The following is a 16,191-nucleotide window of genomic DNA, read 5'->3' on the forward strand; positions in this document are numbered from 1 at the left end:
GATGAGTGTAGCGCGTGGGGATATAAAGCTGCGCGAAAACGCTATTACAGGTCGCTCTCGTTAAAGCCGGCGTCGATATCGAGGTTGCTGCCGTCGGCCGCCGTGGTGGCGAGCTCATCGCAGCGCTCGTTGAGCTCGTGACCGGCGTGACCCTTAACCCAGATGAAATCAACCTTGTGCTTGCTTTTGGCGGTGAGTAGGCGCTCCCACAGGTCGCGGTTCTTGACGGGTTGCTTGTTGGCGGTTTTCCATCCGCGCTTTTTCCAGCCGTCGATCCAGTGCTTGTTAAAGGCGTTGACGACATACTGCGAATCGGAATGGACTTCGACCTCGCAAGGGCGGTTGAGCGCCTCGAGCGCCACGATGACCGCCATGAGTTCCATGCGGTTGTTGGTGGTCTTGGCATAGCCGCGCGAAAGCTCGGAGGTGAAGGTCTTGCCGGCGGGGTTGGTGTATTTGAGCACGGCGCCGTAGCCGCCGCGTCCCGGATTTGATCGGGCCGAGCCGTCGGTATAGATGATGACCTTCACGGGCTTCCTTTCGTTGGGTACGTTTCGTGTGAGTGACCATTGTAGCGCCATGCCCGCCGGGGGCCAGCAATCTACGATTTCTACCCCGTCTTCGGACTGTTAGTTGGCATGGATGATGCGGTTGAGCTCGTCGAGGTATTGCTGCAAGAGGAGAGAGGGCTTGCGCTCGTCGTGCATGATGTAGCCAACGTGCATCGTTGGGGCGTCTGCTAGCGGGATCGATGCCATGCCCCATTGCATTTCATTGGAGAGGACACCGGTCGACAGGGTGTAACCGTTCGACGTGATAAGTAAGTTAGTAAGTGTTCCGCGGTCCGAGATTCGTATGTTGCGGTCGCAAGGGATATAGCTAAAAGGTTCCTCGGCGTAATAGAAGGAGTTTGAGGTTCCCTGCTCAAAGCTGTAGCGCGTATAGGGCGTGAGGTCGGCAAGGGACAGCTGCGGGCGGCGTGCGAGCGGGTGGCGCTCGCTAACGAAGACGTGGACCGTCGCGTCGAATAGGGGATGGAAGCTTGCGCGGGCATCGGCGAAGGCCTTCTGCAGAACGCGGGCGTTAAAGTCATCCAGATACAGAATGCCGATATCGCTGCGAAACGCACGGACGTCATCGATGATCTGCGATGTGGTGGTCTCGCGCATGATGAACTCGAACTTGCTGTCGCGGCAGCGCTCGACTACGTTGACAAAGGCCTCGACCGAAAAGGCGTAGTGCTGGGCGGAAATGGCGAGGCGGGCTTGCGGGGTGCCACCGTCCTCGTAGCGTGCCTCGAGCATGTCGGCCTGCTCTACGACCTGGCGCGCATAGCCCAAAAGCTCGGTGCCGTCGTTGGTGAGCGTGACGCCGCGGCTGGAGCGCGTAAAGATCTCCAGATGGAGCTCTTGTTCTAGGCTTTTGACGGCGTTTGAGATGTTGGACTGAGCGGTATAGAGGCGCTGAGCTGCGGCGTTGATTGAGCCGGACTCTGCCACGGCGATAAGAAAACGAAGCTGCTGGAGTGTCATCGGTGCCCGTCCTTTCGATAGCTATCTAAAAAACCGATAACAGGTTAGCGCTTTTAAGTGATTGACCGAGCGAAACAATGCTCGTACTATTCAAAACACACAAAGGCGGTAGGTAATTAAGCCGACCACGGAACCGGGATGTCAAAAGGAGGACCGCATATGAACTGCTTACCAAGACGAATGCCGGGCTCCTGTTTGCGCCCGTCGGCGTGATCAGGAGACAGCGACTTACTTCTCTCTTATTTATTTACTTTCGTTCGATCAAGGAGATCATCATGAGCCAGTTCATCAACAACCCCGAGCACACCTTTGGTTTCGATACCCTGCAGCTTCATGTTGGGCAGGAGAGCGCCGACCCCGCATCCGACTCCCGCGCCGTGCCTATCTACCAGACCGCGAGCTATGTGTTCCGCAACTCCCAGCACGCCGCCGATCGCTTTGGTCTTGCCGACGCCGGTAACATCTACGGCCGTCTGACCAACTCCACCCAGGGCGTCTTTGAGGACCGTATCGCCGCGCTCGAGGGTGGCGTGGCCGGTCTTGCCGTCGCCTCCGGTGCCGCTGCCATCACCTATACCCTGCAGGCTCTTGCCCAGGCTGGTGACCACGTGGTGGCTCAGAAGACCATCTACGGCGGTTCCTACAACCTGCTCGAGCATACGCTCTCCCAGTTTGGCGTCGAGACCACGTTTGTCGATGCCCACAACCTGGAAGAGGTTGAGGGTGCCATCAAGGACAACACCACGGTCATCTATCTCGAGACGCTCGGCAACCCCAACTCTGACATCCCCAACATCGACGCCATCTCCGAGATCGCCAAGAAGCACGGTCTGCCGGTTGTCGTCGACAACACTTTCGGCACCCCGTATCTGTTCCGTCCGCTGGAGCATGGCGCCAACATCGTTGTCCACTCCGCAACCAAGTTCATCGGCGGCCACGGCACCTCGCTGGGCGGTGTGATCGTCGACGGCGGTAACTTCGATTGGAAGGCGAGCGGAAAGTACGCCCAGATCGCTGAGCCCAACCCCTCCTACCATGGCGTCTCGTTTGCCGAGGCTGCCGGTCCCGCCGCCTTCGCAACCTATGTCCGCGCCATCCTGCTGCGTGACGAGGGTGCCTGCATCAGCCCGTTCAACGCCTGGGTCCTGCTCCAGGGCACCGAGACCCTGTCGCTGCGCGTTGACCGTCATGTCGAGAACACCAAGAAGGTCGTTGAGTTCCTTGCCGGCGACAGCCACGTTGCCAAGGTGAACCACCCGAGCCTGCCTGAGCACCCCGATCACGAGCTCTATCAGAAGTACTTCCCCAACGGCGGTGCCTCGATCTTCACCTTCGAGATCAAAGGTGGCCAGGAGGCTGCCTGGAAGTTCATCGATCATCTGCAGGTGTTCTCGCTGCTCGCCAACGTGGCCGACGTCAAGTCGCTCGTCGTGCACCCGGCTACCACCACGCACTCCCAGCTCTCTGCCGAGGAGCTCGCCGAGCAGAACATCACGCCCTCCACGATCCGTCTTTCCATCGGTACCGAGAACGCCGAGGACATCATTTGGGATCTGAAGCAGGCCTTCGCCGTGCTGGACGAGTAAGGCGACTTGTGCAAGGACCTCTTTCGACTCGATAGGTATAACTGCATAAAATGCCTGCTCAAGGCGTCTGCGCAAGCAATGGTTGCACAGACGCCTTTTTTGCATAGAGAGGGTGCAAAAACAGGGTTTTTGACACGCTTTATGCATTCGAGTTATGGAAAACTCCTGTTGAGAGGATGTGAGTTTTACGCAATTGACGTGCACCTTTTGAGAAAAACCGCAGGTCGCGATTTGCTCGGGGTACTATGCAGCGCGATCGAATCACACGCAGCTTAAACGCAGCAAAAACGTACTACGGAGGTTTCCAGCTACATGAGGATCGATTCACGAAAACCGAAAGCCGCCGCCCTTTCCGCCGCTCTGACCGTGGCACTTTTGGCGGGCGCCGGCGCAACTGATGCCCACGCGACGACACTATCCGATACGGTCGGATCTACGTCGTCCGAGGCGACGCTGGTGCAGCCCGTCGACTACCGCGGCGACGGTTATGGCTCTATGCAGGAGTGGAACGCCTCGATGGGGGCAAAGCGCGATTCCCTGGAGATGCGCGCTCAGATCATTATGAACATGTACGGTGACTATGCCACCGATGACGAGCGCGCTGTACTACAGGGTTGCATCGACGGTGCGGGCAGTCTTTTGACGATGGATGAGGTCGACGCCAAGTCGACCGAGCTCGACGAGCTTCGCTCCACGCTTGAGGATGCCAAGCGCGAGGCGCTCGAGGCTGCCGCAGCCGAAGCCGAGGCCGCTGAGGCCGTTCAGGCTTCGTATTACAACGCCGGCTCCGGCTCGTCTTACACGTCTGCTGCGTATTGCGCGAACGGCTCGGGTCTGACGCGCTCGAGCGGCGTCAATAACTATAACGGCCGCCGCGAGACTTATTACAGCAGCAACGTGTTGTATCACCACCGCACGGGCGAATGGACGCAGGATTCCGAGGGCTTTTGGCGCGATTCCGATGGCTACTACGTCGTTGCCGCGGGCGATAAGGCCCAAGGCTCCACGTTTACCGGTTCCAAGGGCGAGTGCAAGGTCTACGATTCGGGCTGCGCAGCCGGAACGACCGATTACTACACCGGTTGGTAATCTGTTCGCGCTATAGACATATGATGGGCGGGCGTCTTTACCGAGCTTTCGGGCAACGTAAAGACGCCCGTTTTATATATGCATTTGGGTTAACAGAACCTTTACCGTGGCGCTACGTTGGGCATATGGGCGCGGGGCACACTAAGCCATGAGAAGCAAGGTCTTTCCCGTGGAGGAAGTGGTCTCATGAACGCTCGAGATATCGCTATTGCCGCCGTTGCACTTGCGCTGGGTTGTCTTGGTCCTACAGCCGCGCTTGTCGCGGGCATGCAGGGCTTGTGCGGAGCTGCTCCTATCGTTGTGGGGGCCCTGATTGCTGTCGCTGCGCTGGGAAGCGCCGGCGTCGTCCTTTGCCGTGAGGATGAGGACGAGATGCGGGGCTCGCAACTCTAACAGCCGTGAAGCTGGTTTTAGCTATAGATGAAGCAGGAAACCGCCGCAAGTGGAATGTCCCTTGCGGCGGTTTTGCCGTTGAGTCTGTTGGCTGCGGTATGTCGAGCGCTACCAGCTGGCCTCGATTTCGCGGATGCGCGAATAGAGCCATTCGTTTTGCGGCACTTGGATATCATGCTTGGCCGCGAGGTGACAGATGGTACCCGCAAACTCCTCGACCTCGGTCTTGCGTCGTGCGATGCGGTCCTGTGCCATCGAGGGCATGCCGACGGGATCGAGCCCTTCGATGAGGTGCACCATCTGCGTCAGATCCGCTTCGGTGAGCTCGATGCCCTCGGCGTTGGCGACCGCAAGCGTCTCGCGCATGGCGGAGACAAAACTGCGGAGCTGCTCGGATCCCTGCTCCGTGGCGCTTCCGTAGGTGCCGCCGTAGGCCATGCAGGTTTGGTTGATGCCGTCGTTCAGCATGAGCTTGGCCCACATACGATGTGATATGTCGTGCTCGACGGTGTGGGCGATACTGCAACGCGTGTAGAGCTCGTCGATGGCGGCAACGGTTGCGGGATCCGTGCCGGCCGCCGCGCCAAAGCGGATTTCACCAGTGTTGGTAAAGGTGAGCTCTCCGTTGAGGAACACGGCGTCCATGCCCTGGCAGATACCCAGGACGGTGTGTTCCCAGCCAAAGCGCTCGGCAATCTTTTGTTCGCTCGTGATGCCGTTGCACAGTGACGCAATCAGCGTGTCGGGACCCACGACGCTTTCCATGGTTTTGAGTGCCATATCGAGCCCGGTTGTCTTGACAGTGAGAATGACCAGGTCGACGGGCGTCGCTTCGCTCGCGCGGACGGACTTGAGCGCGCAGGGCTTGCCGTTGATATTGAGCGCATCGCCCGCGTGGCGCTCAAAGCGTGCGTCGTCCATGACATATTCAACAGCGTCGTTGCCGAGCGCTTGGGCGATCATGCTGCCGTAAAGTAGGCCGACACCGCCCTTGCCGATAAAGGCGACCTTGTTGATCTGCATGTGAATCATCTCCCATATAAAAGGCGCCCGCGTAAGGGGCGCCTGATGGATTGTATGCTGTCGGGGTATGTTGTGTGCGCCGGATAGCGGAATTTAGAAGAACGAACGCATGGGAACACGGGAACTTATGACGCGGGGCAGACCGCAAAGACGCGTGCGGGGTATCCGACGCCATCACGCACTTTGGGGAAGGTGCAGAAGATGACAGCATCCGTGGCGGGAAGCTCATCCAGATGATCCATGACCTCGATTTGGTAACGGTCGACCGAAAGGATGTATTGCTCGCCCGGGTAAGGGTAGGCGTCCTCGCGTGTGGTCACGCCCGGCTCCTTTCATCGGGCTTTTTGCTGATGTTAAAGCGGTGCCGTGACGGCTCGATTTCTGCTGCGTTACGATACGTTCTCGATTGCGATTCCACGATGTTTCGGCTGCGTGACCATTGTGTTTCTCCTTGCCGGGGCGCTTATGGCGAAGGGAGGGTCTGTGCAATACCGCGTTGACCCCAAAAGTGGTAACCGATTATCCGCTCTCGGTCTGGGCTGTATGAGATTTCCCGGTGCACCGGGTCATCCGGACGCGAAGGCGGCCGACGCCATCATTTCCCGTGCGGTGGGGCAGGGGATTAATTACCTGGATACCGCATATCTCTATCCCGGCAACGAGACATGCGTGGGCGCTTCGCTTGAGCGTTTGGGGCTGCGTGACCAGGTGCTGCTGGCGACCAAGCTGCCGCACGCTTCGTGTGCATGCACCGGGGATTTCGACCGTTTCTTTGACGAGCAGCTGCGTCGTCTGCGGACCGACCATATCGACTATTACCTTATGCATAACATCACCTCGCCCGTCCAGTGGGAACGTGTGGTGGCGTTGGGCGTCGAGGATTGGATCGCGCGCCAAAAGGCGTCGGGGCGCATTCGCCAGATTGGTTTTTCGTATCACGGCAGCGCGGCGGATTTCTTGACGATGCTCGACGCATACGATTGGGATTTTTGCCAGATACAGTACAACTATGCCGGCGAGCGCTACCAAGCGGGAACGGCAGGACTCATGGCGGCTGCGGAGCGCGGGCTCGCGGTGTTTGTGATGGAGCCGCTGCTAGGCGGGCGTCTGGCGGGCAAGCTGCCGCCGCGGGCCCGCGCTGTGCTCGAGAGCGTCCGTGATCCGCATTTGCGCACCCCTGCCGCCTGGGGGCTTTCGTGGGTGTGGAACCATCCTCAGGTGACGATGCTGCTATCGGGTATGACCGATACCGCGCAGGTGGATGAGAACGCGGCGTTGGCCGATCGGGCCCTGCCGGATTCGATGACAGCTACTCAGCTCGATGCCATCGCGCACGTGCTGACGGAGTTTGAAAAATCGAATCGCGTGCCCTGCACGGGATGTGGCTATTGCATGCCGTGTCCTAAAGGCATCAATATCCCTGGATGTTTTGCCGCCTACAACGCAAGCTATGCGCACAGCTGGTTTACGGGTCTATCGCAGTACTTTACGGCGAGCGCGGTGCGCACAAGCGAGCCCAAGTTGGTGAGCAATTGCGTCAAATGCGGCAAATGCGCGCGGCATTGTCCGCAGCACATCGATATCCCCGGGCGCTTGGACGCCGTACGCCGCCGTTTTCAGCCCGGCCCCGTGACGGCGGCGCTTAGGGCCTTCGGCAAAACGCGCTCCTCATGACCCTTTTATAACGTGCGGTGGAATACGGTCTGTTTGCGCCAAAATAAGGCATCAATAGACCGTATTTCACCGCAACTGATGAGGGGGAGCTGGGGATGCTGACGATCGGGTGTCACCTATCCACGACGAAGGGCTATCGGGCAATGGGGGAGACGGCGCTGTCCATTGGCGCCAATACCTTTGCATTCTTTACGCGCAACCCGCGCGGCGGCAAGGCGAAAGACCTTGACATGGATGACGTGGCAGCCCTGCGCGAGCTTATGGAGCAAAACGATTTTGGTCCGCTCGTGGCACACGCCCCGTATACCTATAACCCCTGTTCTGCCAAAGAGCGGGCGCGCGAGTTTGCCTTGGAGGCAATGGCCGAGGACTTGCAGCGCCTGGAAGCGCTGCCCGGCAACTACTACAACTTCCACCCCGGCGCGCATGTGGGGCAGGGGACTGATGCCGGCATTCAGATGATCGTCGACACCTTGTGTCAGGTGATGTTTGAGGGGCAGCAGACGACGGTGCTGCTCGAGACCATGGCGGGCAAGGGTACCGAGGTGGGCCGTAGCTTTGAGGAGCTGGCGCTCATCATCCAGGGCGTTGCCGGCAAACGCCCCGAGCTGTCGGTCAAGTTGGGCGTTTGCCTAGACACCTGCCATGTGAGCGATGCCGGCTACGACATCATCCATGATCTGGACGGCGTACTCGACGAGTTCGACCGCGTGGTGGGTATCGACCGCTTGCGTGCCGTACACATCAACGATTCGAAGAACCCCTGTGGCGCCCATAAAGATCGTCACGAGTGCATCGGTAAGGGCTACCTTGGTAGCGAGGAGCTTGGCGGCGGTATGCAGGTTATGCAGAATATTGTATCGAATGACCGTCTGCGTGCGTTGCCTTTCATTTTGGAGACACCGAACGAACTTGCAGGTTATGCGGCTGAAATAAAACTCTTAAGGTCTTTGCGCAGTAATTAACAGCCACAAAGTGGGTGTTTCATTCACGTTATGGGCTTGTTTCAATCAGTTTTCTCATTGCAGATTCCTATAAGCGGGTGCATAATAGCCAACAGTTTTTGCAGACCTCTGAATCAAACGGGGTCACTGGAAGGAGACTGATTATGAAGCTCAAGAAGCTTGGCGCGTTTGCAGCCACGGGCGCCATGGCGCTCGCTCTTGCACTGACGGGCTGTGGTTCGTCCAACGCCACCTCTGGTTCCGATGCCGGTTCCAGCAGCCCTGACAACGCGAAGGTCGAGAAGGTCGACGGCTCCAAGGAGTATGCGCTCGTCAAGGACGGCACGCTGACCGTCGGCACCTCTGCCGAATACGCTCCGTTTGAGTATAAGGACGACAACGGCGACTATCAGGGCTTTGACCTTGAGCTCATCAAGGCTATCGCCGACAAGCTGGGCCTGGATGTCGAGTACGTCAACAACGACTTCGACACGCTCGTCCCCGGCGTTGCTTCGGGCGCCAAGTACGACGTCGCCATTGCGGCTATCACTGACACACCCGAGCGTGAGAAGGAAGTCGCTTTCTCCGACTCCTACTACATGGATGACCAGGCTATCGTGACCAAGGTCGATAACACCGACATTACGGCCGATAACTACAGCGAGAAGCTCAACAACGCCGACGCTACCATCATCGTCCAGTCCGGCTCGACCGCCGAGGCCTTTGCCCAGGAGAACTTCCCCAAGGCCAAGATTGTTCCCTACAAGGACGCCACCGAGTGCTTCAGCGCCCTGCAGTCTGATAAGGGCGATGCCGTAGTCACCAACCGCTCCGTCGCCAGCCAGCTGACCGCCGAGCAGTTCAACACCTGCCAGACCATCAAGCAGATCAGCACTGGCGAGGAGTACGCCATCGCCGTCAATCAGGGCAACACCAAGCTCAAGGACGACATCAACCAGGCCATCAAGGACCTGACCGATGACAGTACCGTTGACGCCCTCATGGCTAAGTACAACATCAAGTAAATTAATGCTTGATTGCGTGCGGGCCCTTTCCGTTTTGCGGAGAGGGCCTTTGCGCTTCTCTCGACGGAGAGCGTTTCCGTCTTGTTTTGCAGGCAACTTCTACGATAGGAGCCACCTTGTCTCGATTGAACAAAGGGACCGCGGAGCAGCGTTCTCCACGGTCCGCCTTGCTCCAAAAGCTAGCCTGCGCCATGGCCGTGGCGCTCGCGCTGGTGTGTGCGGGGACATATGCACCCTCGACCGCCCAGGCGCTTGAGACCGCAAAGATCACTGCCCGACCCAACACCGGCTCGGGCAGCGATGTGGTCGGCGGCACCGAGACGCGCATTACCTGGGAAGTCCAGGCCGATGCCGACGAGGAGCTGAGCGGTCTTTCGCTGACGTTTGTCGATGGCACGACGTTTAGTGCCGACGATACGCGCCTGACGATGCTTTCGGGCGAGGACCTTATGGACCGTACCCCCATGAAGCCCACGTGCAAGGCGGATGGCCAGACGCTCAAGGTCGACTTTGGCGAGACGGCGCCTGCCGGCGGCTTTTTCCGTGTCGAGGTGTACGGCGTGACCTTCCCCCTCGAGGGCGGCGACGAGGCCTTTAGCGGAACCTATACCCTGGCCGACGGCTCAACCAAGAAGATTTCCAAGATGTCCTCGGTGGAGATCAAGAGTGTGACGGCTTTCGATAACTTCCTGGCCGACCTTAAAGAGCAGCCGTGGGTCGAGGCTTGGAACTCCAATATGTTCCTGCGCCTGTTCCTGAACCCGGTCATTTTGGTCCAGAGCCTGCCGATCGTCTTTAAGGGCTTCCTCATGTCGCTCTCGATCGTGCTTGTGGCGTTTCCGTTGGCAATTCCCTTTGGCTTCGCCCTGTCGCTCATGCGCATCTCCAAGTCGCGCATCCTGCGTTGCCTTGCCGGCATCTACGTGAATATCATCCGCGGTACGCCGGCGTTCCTGCAGATCTATATCGCGTTCTTTGGCCTGCCGCTGGCCGGCGTCAAGGTAGATGATTATGCCCTGGGCGTCATCGTCATGGCCATGAACTCGTCTGCGTACCTGTGCGAGATCTTCCGTGCCGGTATTCAGTCGATCCCCAAGGGTCAAAACGAGGCTGCTCGCTCGCTGGGCATGAATGCCTTCCAGACGTTGCTCTACGTTATGATTCCGCAGACGTTCCGCAATGTCCTGCCTACGCTGACCAGCGAGTTTATCCTGCTTTACAAGGATACGTCGCTGCTTGCCGCCGTGGGCGTGATCGAGATCGTCATGAACGCCCGCACCATCGTGGCTACGACGGGATCCATTACGCCGTATGTGGTTGCCGCCCTGTTCTATCTGGTCATCACCCTGCCGCTTGCCCGCTTGGTGAGCGGTCTTGAGGCGAGGCTTTTGGGTACGGCCGAAGTCAAGAAGAAGCGTCCCGCCAAGAGCGCCGGACAGGTCGTCGCGACGCCCGCCGATCACATCGCCGGTCTGTAAGGAGGTCCTATCATGAGCGAAACCAATAACTCGAACGAGGTCGTCGTCAGCATCAAGAATCTCCAGAAGGCCTTTGGCGATAACGTGGTCCTGCGCGACATCGATCTGGATGTGCACAAGGGTGAGGTCGTCGTGGTCCTGGGCCCCTCGGGCTCGGGTAAGTCGACGATGCTTCGCTGCATCAATCGCCTGGAGCATCCCACGAGCGGCTCGATTGTCGTTGAGGGCGTGGATGTGTGTGCCAAGGGCGTCGACCTCAATAAGGTACGCACGCACTTGGGCATGGTGTTTCAGCAGTTCAATCTGTTCCCGCACCTGTCGGTCAAAAAGAACGTCATGCTTGCGCAGCAAAAGGTGCTCAAGCGCAGTAAGGAAGAGGCCGAGAAGATCGCCATCGAAGAGTTGACCAAGGTCGGTCTTGCCGAGCGCATCGACTTTATGCCGAGCCAGCTGTCGGGCGGTCAGCAGCAGCGCGTTGCCATCGCCCGCGCCCTGTCGATGAACCCGCACGTGATGCTCTTTGACGAGGCGACGTCGGCACTCGACCCCGAGCTCGTCCGCGACGTCCTTGGCGTCATGCGCGATCTTGCGCGTGACGGCATGACCATGATCGTCGTGACGCACGAGATGGGCTTTGCCCGCGACGTTGCCGATCGCGTCGTCTTTATGGACGGCGGCGTTATCGTGGAAGAGGGCACGCCGAGTGAGGTCTTCGACCATCCCAAGAGCGAGCGTACCAAGGCGTTTTTGGGCAATATCTCGTAGCGGCGCGTCGAAGTTGTCGATATCACAAACGGGGACCGGATAGTATCCGGCCCCCGTTTTTGTTTGGGCATGAGCGACTGTTGTTGTGCGGTGCTCGGCTGTCAGTTGTCTTGCGACTTTCTGACGGCTTCGTTAGGCCAGCTCCGCTCCCAGGGCCTTGCAGGCCGCCTCGCCCTCATCGTCGGGCGCATCGTAGCAAATGACGGAATCGACGACGTTGACACCTGCCTCGTCGGCATCTGCCTTCCAGTTGTCCATCCATTCGCCCTCGGCCCACGAATAAGAGCCAAAGAGGACGACCTTCTTGTCGTCGAGAATTTCCTTGACTTCATCCCACATCGGCTGGAACTCGTCGTACTCAAGCTCCTCGGAACCCATGGCGGGGCAGCCGAAGGCAATGGCGTCATAGCTGGCGGCCTTGTCTGCGGAGAAGTCGGCGCAGGAGATGACCTCTGCCTCGGCGCCGGCACCGGTTGCGCCCTCGGCAACGAAGTTTGCCATGGCCTCGGTGTTGCCCGTACCGCTCCAGTAGACGACGGCGATCTTGCTCATATGTTTTCCTTTCGGTTGTGCGGCGTGCGGCCGTGTTTTGTATGCTCTATCGGGTTGCCTGGACAAGTTGTCCCAGGGTGCAGCCCTGTTGATAGATGTAGGTAAGGTATTGCGTGCATGCGCGATAGGAATCGAAGGTCGTGAGCGCCTGCTCAACGTTTGTGTATACCTTCCATGCGCCAAAGACCTTATAGTTTTCGCCATGCTGGACGATGAACTGATGGACGTCGTCGTAGGGGTATCCCAAAAAGTAGCCAATTTCGTGGGGGAACTCACAGGAGCAGCTGTTATTGCAGCGGGCTTGATGGTCCAATGCGCACCGTGCCTGGTCGCAGGCGCATTCCGCGGCGTTAGTGCTCGCGAGCGCGATGCGTGATGCCAGGTGCGCGAGACATATCGGCAGATTGTCGGTGTTGTAGCCCTCCTTGGCGAGCGCCGTTTTGGCGCGCGGGTCCGCAAGGTACGTAGCGAGGCTTTTGCGTCGATATGCGTACACAAGCGCCCCGCAGGGACGCCAGACCAAAACACTCAGGTGGATGCCGAGCGGGTCGAGTTCGTGGTTGCACTGGGCGATGACGTTGAGCAGGCGTGCGCGTCGATCGGCGATCGGCGCGGTCGCACTCGAGCCATCCTGATGGGCATAGATGCCGGGATAGGTAAAAAGCGATGCTGGTTTAATGCCCGCGAGCGTGGGGGAGCAGTTGCGCACGACCGCTGCCTGAAACGTTGGGATGTCTATGGTTCGAGTCATGGTTCCCCTTTTGAGTCCTCACTTGTTAAACAAGGAAAACTTATACACGAAAGTAAGCCTAGGTCAACTAAAAAGTAAGAAATACGAAACTATTTGATTGAACTGACATGAGCTTGGGGTAGGATGGTGACACCTCACGCGGGTATCTCTGAATGAGCTACGAGGAAAGGGGAGCGCATGGAAGATCTGCTTAACCCTGCGAATATCATCGTACTGGCCGTAATTGCCGTCGGTATGTTCTTTGGACTGCGCCGCATTGTCGCATCGACGCGCGGCAAAAGCTGCTGCAGCGATGGTTCGAGTGGCAAAAAAGTTAAAAGGGCCGTGGTGGCCGATACCGACAAATCTCACTACCCCTACTGCGATGAGCTGCTCATTGGCGGCATGAGTTGTGATGGCTGCGCGCACAACGTTGAGAATGCCCTTAATGCGCTGCATGGCGTGTGGGCAACGGTGACGTTTGCGGACCACACAGCGCGCGTGCGCTCGAAGTATCCGATTGGCCGCGAGACGCTTGAGGCCGTGGTAAGGGGCGCGGGTTATTACGTCATGAGGCTCTAGTCGCTCGCATCGAGGCCGAGGCGTTCGATTGGGCTCGGCCGCGCAGCTCCACGTCTTGGATATCGTCGAAGTTAATGGCGATATCCTTAAGTTTGAGCAGCTTGAATGCGGGGAGCACTTCATCGAGAATGCCGGTACGGCTACGATAACCGTACGTATCGTAATAGGTGACGCGAACCAAGTCGCCGCGTTTGAGGCCCTCGAGCTTTTTCGAAAGCTCGAGGGCTTTTTCTTCCGTGAGTTCGCATTTGGGCTCGACAGTGATTTCTTGCTTGCGTACGAGCTCGTAGTATCCCGTGAGAGCGGCGAAGGGCATAAACTGCGCGGCGCGCCCGGCGCGAACGGCGCCGTTGGCGGTGAGTTTGGGGTCGGCGGAACGACGTCTTCCCTCGGGGTCCGCCAGGCGCTCAAATGGTGTCGGCGGCCGTATCGGTTGTTGTTGGGGCTTAGGCACGATGTCCTCCTACCTGATCGTTGCGCTCGCGTGCGGTGGCGCCGGCGGTAAAGCTCAATCCTTTGACCAGGGCGTTCTTGCCGTACTTGCCTTTCACGGCCAACACGGCGCGCGCCAGATCGCGTTCGCGCTCGTCGGCCTCGACGTCGCTGAACAGATCGACGGTAGCGAATTCCTCGGGCATGAGATTGCCAAAGCCCAGGTTGATGCGCTTGATCGGTCGTTTGGGGTCGACAGTCTGCGCCCAGAGCTCATCGAAGTAACCCATGATCTTCTTAAATGAATTGGTGCGCTCGGGCAGTTTTCGCGAGGCGTTGGAGTGCGCGAAGAGTGCGGCATAGCCACCGCGCGGTTTGCCGCCGTGTTCCCCCACAAAGATGCCGTCGATTGCCTGCGCCTCGCGCACCAGGCGACGCCGTTCGTCATCGCGCTGGACGGGCTTGGGCGCACGGGGCGCGAGTTCGGGGCCGGCGGTCGCGGTAGGCTCGATACCTGACGTGCTCGAGCGCAGGTGTCCGCATCCGTCTACATATTGCGCCGTGCCGCTGGCATCGAGTCGGCGTATGTCGGCTCGCTCGCTCGCGTAGCCCACGAAGAGCGAGATGCTGTCACACACCACGTGCTTATCGACCAAGTCCAGTACGGCGTTGTCGACCATCTCGCGCAAGACGGTGTAGGCCTGCTCGTAGGCATAGCCCTTTGAGAGCACCTGTCCTGTGGTGGTTGAGGTTGCCTGCGGGCGATAGGCTTGGATATCGGCGATGGTTGTCGGCTCGCGCCCGAAGGCGTGGTCGATGAGATATTCGGCATTGACGCCGAGTTCATCGTAAAGCAGGTTTTCGTCGAGCGCGGCTACGCCCATCAGGTCGTAGACGCCGTACTTTTCGAGCCGGGCCGCCACGCCGGGGCCGATACCCCAGATATCGGTGATGGGTCGATGCGGCCAGATCTCCTTGCGAAAGGTTTCGTTATCGAGTATGCCGATGCGGCTGGGTACGTGCTTTGCGGTAATATCGAGCGCCACCTTAGCCTGGAATAGGTTGGGGCCGATACCGACGGTGGCCGTGATGCCGGTGCGCGCGAGGACCTCGTCGCGCAACATGCAGGCGAACCCTTCGGCATCGGTGTGGTAGAGGTCTAGATAGGGCGTCACGTCGATAAAGCACTCGTCGATTGAATAGACGTGAATGTCTTGCGGGCTCACGTATTCCAGATAGATGCCGTAGATTTTCGCCGACACCTCCATGTAGTGCTGCATGCGCGGTACGGCCTTGATGTAGTCGATGCCGTCGGGAATCTCGAACAGACGGCAGCGGTTGTGTATCCCGAGGTCTTTCATGGCCTGCGTGATGGCAAGACAGATGGTCGTGCGTCCGCGCGATTCGTCGGCAACGACCAGGCACGTGGTGAGTGGGTCGAGCCCGCGGTCGACACACTCGACGCTGGCGTAGAACGTCTTAAGGTCGATGCAGATATAGGTATGCTGCTCGTGCTCCACGCGTGCCCTCCCATCAAACACATGTTCTTATCGAATACCTGTTCGATAATACCTGCTTGCGCGGACATCGTCAAAACCTGCCAAAAAGGGACTGGTTTGTTTTGGTAGGTATGGTCGTGCGGCTGCATCGGGTTTTTAACGCGGCTCTAAAGAGTGCGAAACAGCTCGGAAAACCTCGCTTCGTAGCATGGGCCTAACGATTGATACCGCCTATACGCACAGAGGGGTTGTGGGAAAGATGGTCAATTATGGGTTTGGTATGCCGACGCGCCTTGTTGCGGATGGAGACGTGGCTCGCTGGTGCGGACGATTGGTCGCTCACTACGGTGGCACCAAGGCGTTGGTCGTGCTGGGTGGCGACAAGCATACGCGCGATGAGCTTGTCTCGGCGGCACTCGGCTCGCTTGATCGAGCTCTGCTCGAGCGCGTGCTTTTCCGCTGCGGCTCGGTTGAGGGCGACGGGGGAGACGAGCCGATCGACGAAGCCGTGGCCCTGGCGACCGACGAGGGCGTGGACTTTGTCTTGGCGATTGGCGATGCCGATACTGCCGGCTTTGCACGCGAACTCGCCCGTCGCATGGCGACGCTCGATGCCGGCGAAGACGGCTTTGTGCCTTATGGATGCATTGTCTCGGAGGGCAAGGTGCCTGCTGTCGTGGGCACCGGTGAGGTTCCGGTTTTTGCCATTATCGCGCCCGAACTGCTGGAGGGCATTGGGTCTCCTCTGCGCGAGCTGCTCGGCAGTGTGTGCGCCGCGGCCTAATATTTGCCATAAAGGGACGGGTTATTTTTGGTTGATAAAGCGTTTGACCTGCCAAAATAAACCTGTCCCTTTTTGGTCGGTTGCCGTTTGGGGGCCGATTGGC

The 16,191-nt window shown here is 58.8% G+C and carries 18 protein-coding genes; 10 read left to right on the plus strand and 8 right to left on the minus strand.

Annotation, left to right across the window (positions count from 1 at the left end):
* Nucleotides 1-44 precede the first annotated feature (44 nt).
* Together rnhA and DWZ22_RS05085 are read right to left on the minus strand one after the other, a co-directional pair.
* Entirely contained in the window at nucleotides 45-581 is a 537-nt protein-coding gene (rnhA, locus tag DWZ22_RS05080; RefSeq protein ID WP_117648313.1) for a ribonuclease HI, read from the minus strand.
* Between the two features lie 48 nt (nucleotides 582-629).
* Nucleotides 630-1,532, minus strand: a complete 903-nt coding sequence (locus DWZ22_RS05085) for a LysR family transcriptional regulator (protein WP_055251412.1) — start codon at nucleotides 1,530-1,532, stop codon at nucleotides 630-632.
* 275 nt (nucleotides 1,533-1,807) lie between these two features.
* Between DWZ22_RS05085 and DWZ22_RS05090 the strand changes: the two genes are divergently transcribed.
* The 3 genes from DWZ22_RS05090 to DWZ22_RS05100 all read left to right on the plus strand — a co-directional run bounded on the left by DWZ22_RS05090 (nucleotide 1,808) and on the right by DWZ22_RS05100 (nucleotide 4,600).
* On the plus strand, nucleotides 1,808-3,118 hold the full coding sequence (locus DWZ22_RS05090; protein ID WP_117648314.1) for an O-acetylhomoserine aminocarboxypropyltransferase/cysteine synthase family protein: 1,311 nt from the start codon (nucleotides 1,808-1,810) through the stop codon (nucleotides 3,116-3,118).
* Between the two features lie 312 nt (nucleotides 3,119-3,430).
* Entirely contained in the window at nucleotides 3,431-4,207 is a 777-nt protein-coding gene (locus DWZ22_RS05095) for a hypothetical protein (RefSeq protein ID WP_117716544.1), read from the plus strand.
* 186 nt (nucleotides 4,208-4,393) lie between these two features.
* Nucleotides 4,394-4,600, plus strand: coding sequence for a hypothetical protein (locus tag DWZ22_RS05100; protein ID WP_117735313.1), 207 nt, complete (start codon nucleotides 4,394-4,396; stop codon nucleotides 4,598-4,600).
* Nucleotides 4,601-4,708: 108 nt separating this feature from the next.
* On the opposite strand, the gene DWZ22_RS05105 is transcribed toward DWZ22_RS05100, so the two are convergent.
* Together DWZ22_RS05105 and DWZ22_RS05110 are read right to left on the minus strand one after the other, a co-directional pair.
* Nucleotides 4,709-5,623, minus strand: coding sequence for a ketopantoate reductase family protein (locus tag DWZ22_RS05105; protein WP_233505228.1), 915 nt, complete (start codon nucleotides 5,621-5,623; stop codon nucleotides 4,709-4,711).
* A 125-nt stretch (nucleotides 5,624-5,748) separates the two neighbouring features.
* Nucleotides 5,749-5,943 carry a hypothetical protein gene (locus DWZ22_RS05110; RefSeq protein WP_118405601.1) on the minus strand — a complete coding sequence of 65 codons (195 nt, stop codon included), beginning with the start codon at nucleotides 5,941-5,943 and terminating at the stop codon, nucleotides 5,749-5,751.
* 145 nt (nucleotides 5,944-6,088) lie between these two features.
* Between DWZ22_RS05110 and DWZ22_RS05115 the strand changes: the two genes are divergently transcribed.
* The 5 genes from DWZ22_RS05115 to DWZ22_RS05135 all read left to right on the plus strand — a co-directional run bounded on the left by DWZ22_RS05115 (nucleotide 6,089) and on the right by DWZ22_RS05135 (nucleotide 11,509).
* A complete protein-coding gene (locus DWZ22_RS05115; RefSeq protein ID WP_255413334.1) occupies nucleotides 6,089-7,297 on the plus strand; it encodes an aldo/keto reductase in 1,209 nt (402 codons plus the stop codon).
* Nucleotides 7,298-7,392: 95 nt separating this feature from the next.
* Nucleotides 7,393-8,262, plus strand: coding sequence for a deoxyribonuclease IV (locus tag DWZ22_RS05120; protein WP_117735309.1), 870 nt, complete (start codon nucleotides 7,393-7,395; stop codon nucleotides 8,260-8,262).
* A 143-nt stretch (nucleotides 8,263-8,405) separates the two neighbouring features.
* A complete protein-coding gene (locus tag DWZ22_RS05125; protein WP_118405602.1) occupies nucleotides 8,406-9,266 on the plus strand; it encodes an ABC transporter substrate-binding protein in 861 nt (286 codons plus the stop codon).
* Between the two features lie 167 nt (nucleotides 9,267-9,433).
* A complete protein-coding gene (locus DWZ22_RS05130; protein ID WP_118405603.1) occupies nucleotides 9,434-10,744 on the plus strand; it encodes an ABC transporter permease subunit in 1,311 nt (436 codons plus the stop codon).
* A 12-nt stretch (nucleotides 10,745-10,756) separates the two neighbouring features.
* Nucleotides 10,757-11,509 carry an amino acid ABC transporter ATP-binding protein gene (locus tag DWZ22_RS05135; protein WP_117629740.1) on the plus strand — a complete coding sequence of 251 codons (753 nt, stop codon included), beginning with the start codon at nucleotides 10,757-10,759 and terminating at the stop codon, nucleotides 11,507-11,509.
* Between the two features lie 132 nt (nucleotides 11,510-11,641).
* Here the strand turns inward: DWZ22_RS05135 and DWZ22_RS05140 are convergent, their stop codons facing one another.
* Both DWZ22_RS05140 and DWZ22_RS05145 read right to left on the minus strand, forming a co-directional pair.
* On the minus strand, nucleotides 11,642-12,061 hold the full coding sequence (locus DWZ22_RS05140) for a flavodoxin (protein ID WP_118405604.1): 420 nt from the start codon (nucleotides 12,059-12,061) through the stop codon (nucleotides 11,642-11,644).
* Between the two features lie 46 nt (nucleotides 12,062-12,107).
* The gene (locus tag DWZ22_RS05145; RefSeq protein WP_118099022.1) at nucleotides 12,108-12,812 is read right to left on the minus strand and encodes a DUF3793 family protein; all 705 of its coding nucleotides are present in this window, start codon (nucleotides 12,810-12,812) and stop codon (nucleotides 12,108-12,110) included.
* Nucleotides 12,813-12,989: 177 nt separating this feature from the next.
* Between DWZ22_RS05145 and DWZ22_RS05150 the strand changes: the two genes are divergently transcribed.
* Nucleotides 12,990-13,373: a heavy-metal-associated domain-containing protein gene (locus tag DWZ22_RS05150; RefSeq protein ID WP_117735304.1), complete on the plus strand. Its 384-nt coding sequence runs from the start codon at nucleotides 12,990-12,992 to the stop codon at nucleotides 13,371-13,373.
* Here DWZ22_RS05150 and DWZ22_RS05155 read toward each other — a convergent pair.
* Both DWZ22_RS05155 and DWZ22_RS05160 read right to left on the minus strand, forming a co-directional pair.
* A complete protein-coding gene (locus tag DWZ22_RS05155) occupies nucleotides 13,360-13,827 on the minus strand; it encodes a hypothetical protein (protein WP_233539376.1) in 468 nt (155 codons plus the stop codon). The genes DWZ22_RS05150 and DWZ22_RS05155 overlap by 14 nt on opposite strands.
* Nucleotides 13,820-15,325: a DNA repair protein gene (locus DWZ22_RS05160; RefSeq protein WP_233502232.1), complete on the minus strand. Its 1,506-nt coding sequence runs from the start codon at nucleotides 15,323-15,325 to the stop codon at nucleotides 13,820-13,822. The genes DWZ22_RS05155 and DWZ22_RS05160 overlap by 8 nt, the downstream gene beginning before the upstream one ends.
* 259 nt (nucleotides 15,326-15,584) lie before the next feature.
* Between DWZ22_RS05160 and DWZ22_RS05165 the strand changes: the two genes are divergently transcribed.
* Nucleotides 15,585-16,088 (plus strand): iron-containing alcohol dehydrogenase, encoded by a 504-nt coding sequence (locus DWZ22_RS05165; protein ID WP_158573298.1) that lies wholly within the window; start codon nucleotides 15,585-15,587, stop codon nucleotides 16,086-16,088.
* Nucleotides 16,089-16,191: the final 103 nt, after the last annotated feature.

The organism is Collinsella sp. AF31-11, assembly GCF_003475605.1.
In the GTDB taxonomy this organism is placed as follows: Bacteria; Actinomycetota; Coriobacteriia; order Coriobacteriales; family Coriobacteriaceae; genus Collinsella.

Excerpts from the sequence above, each read along its gene's own strand:
- rnhA (WP_117648313.1), bottom strand. The coding sequence starts at position 581 with ATGGCGCTACAATGGTCACTCACACGAAACGTACCCAACGAAAGGAAG.
- DWZ22_RS05085 (WP_055251412.1), bottom strand. The coding sequence starts at position 1,532 with ATGACACTCCAGCAGCTTCGTTTTCTTATCGCCGTGGCAGAGTCCGGC.
- DWZ22_RS05090 (WP_117648314.1), top strand. The coding sequence starts at position 1,808 with ATGAGCCAGTTCATCAACAACCCCGAGCACACCTTTGGTTTCGATACC.
- DWZ22_RS05095 (WP_117716544.1), top strand. The coding sequence starts at position 3,431 with ATGAGGATCGATTCACGAAAACCGAAAGCCGCCGCCCTTTCCGCCGCT.
- DWZ22_RS05100 (WP_117735313.1), top strand. The coding sequence starts at position 4,394 with ATGAACGCTCGAGATATCGCTATTGCCGCCGTTGCACTTGCGCTGGGT.
- DWZ22_RS05105 (WP_233505228.1), bottom strand. The coding sequence starts at position 5,623 with ATGCAGATCAACAAGGTCGCCTTTATCGGCAAGGGCGGTGTCGGCCTA.
- DWZ22_RS05115 (WP_255413334.1), top strand. The coding sequence starts at position 6,089 with ATGGCGAAGGGAGGGTCTGTGCAATACCGCGTTGACCCCAAAAGTGGT.
- DWZ22_RS05120 (WP_117735309.1), top strand. The coding sequence starts at position 7,393 with ATGCTGACGATCGGGTGTCACCTATCCACGACGAAGGGCTATCGGGCA.
- DWZ22_RS05125 (WP_118405602.1), top strand. The coding sequence starts at position 8,406 with ATGAAGCTCAAGAAGCTTGGCGCGTTTGCAGCCACGGGCGCCATGGCG.
- DWZ22_RS05135 (WP_117629740.1), top strand. The coding sequence starts at position 10,757 with ATGAGCGAAACCAATAACTCGAACGAGGTCGTCGTCAGCATCAAGAAT.
- DWZ22_RS05140 (WP_118405604.1), bottom strand. The coding sequence starts at position 12,061 with ATGAGCAAGATCGCCGTCGTCTACTGGAGCGGTACGGGCAACACCGAG.
- DWZ22_RS05145 (WP_118099022.1), bottom strand. The coding sequence starts at position 12,812 with ATGACTCGAACCATAGACATCCCAACGTTTCAGGCAGCGGTCGTGCGC.
- DWZ22_RS05150 (WP_117735304.1), top strand. The coding sequence starts at position 12,990 with ATGGAAGATCTGCTTAACCCTGCGAATATCATCGTACTGGCCGTAATT.
- DWZ22_RS05165 (WP_158573298.1), top strand. The coding sequence starts at position 15,585 with ATGCCGACGCGCCTTGTTGCGGATGGAGACGTGGCTCGCTGGTGCGGA.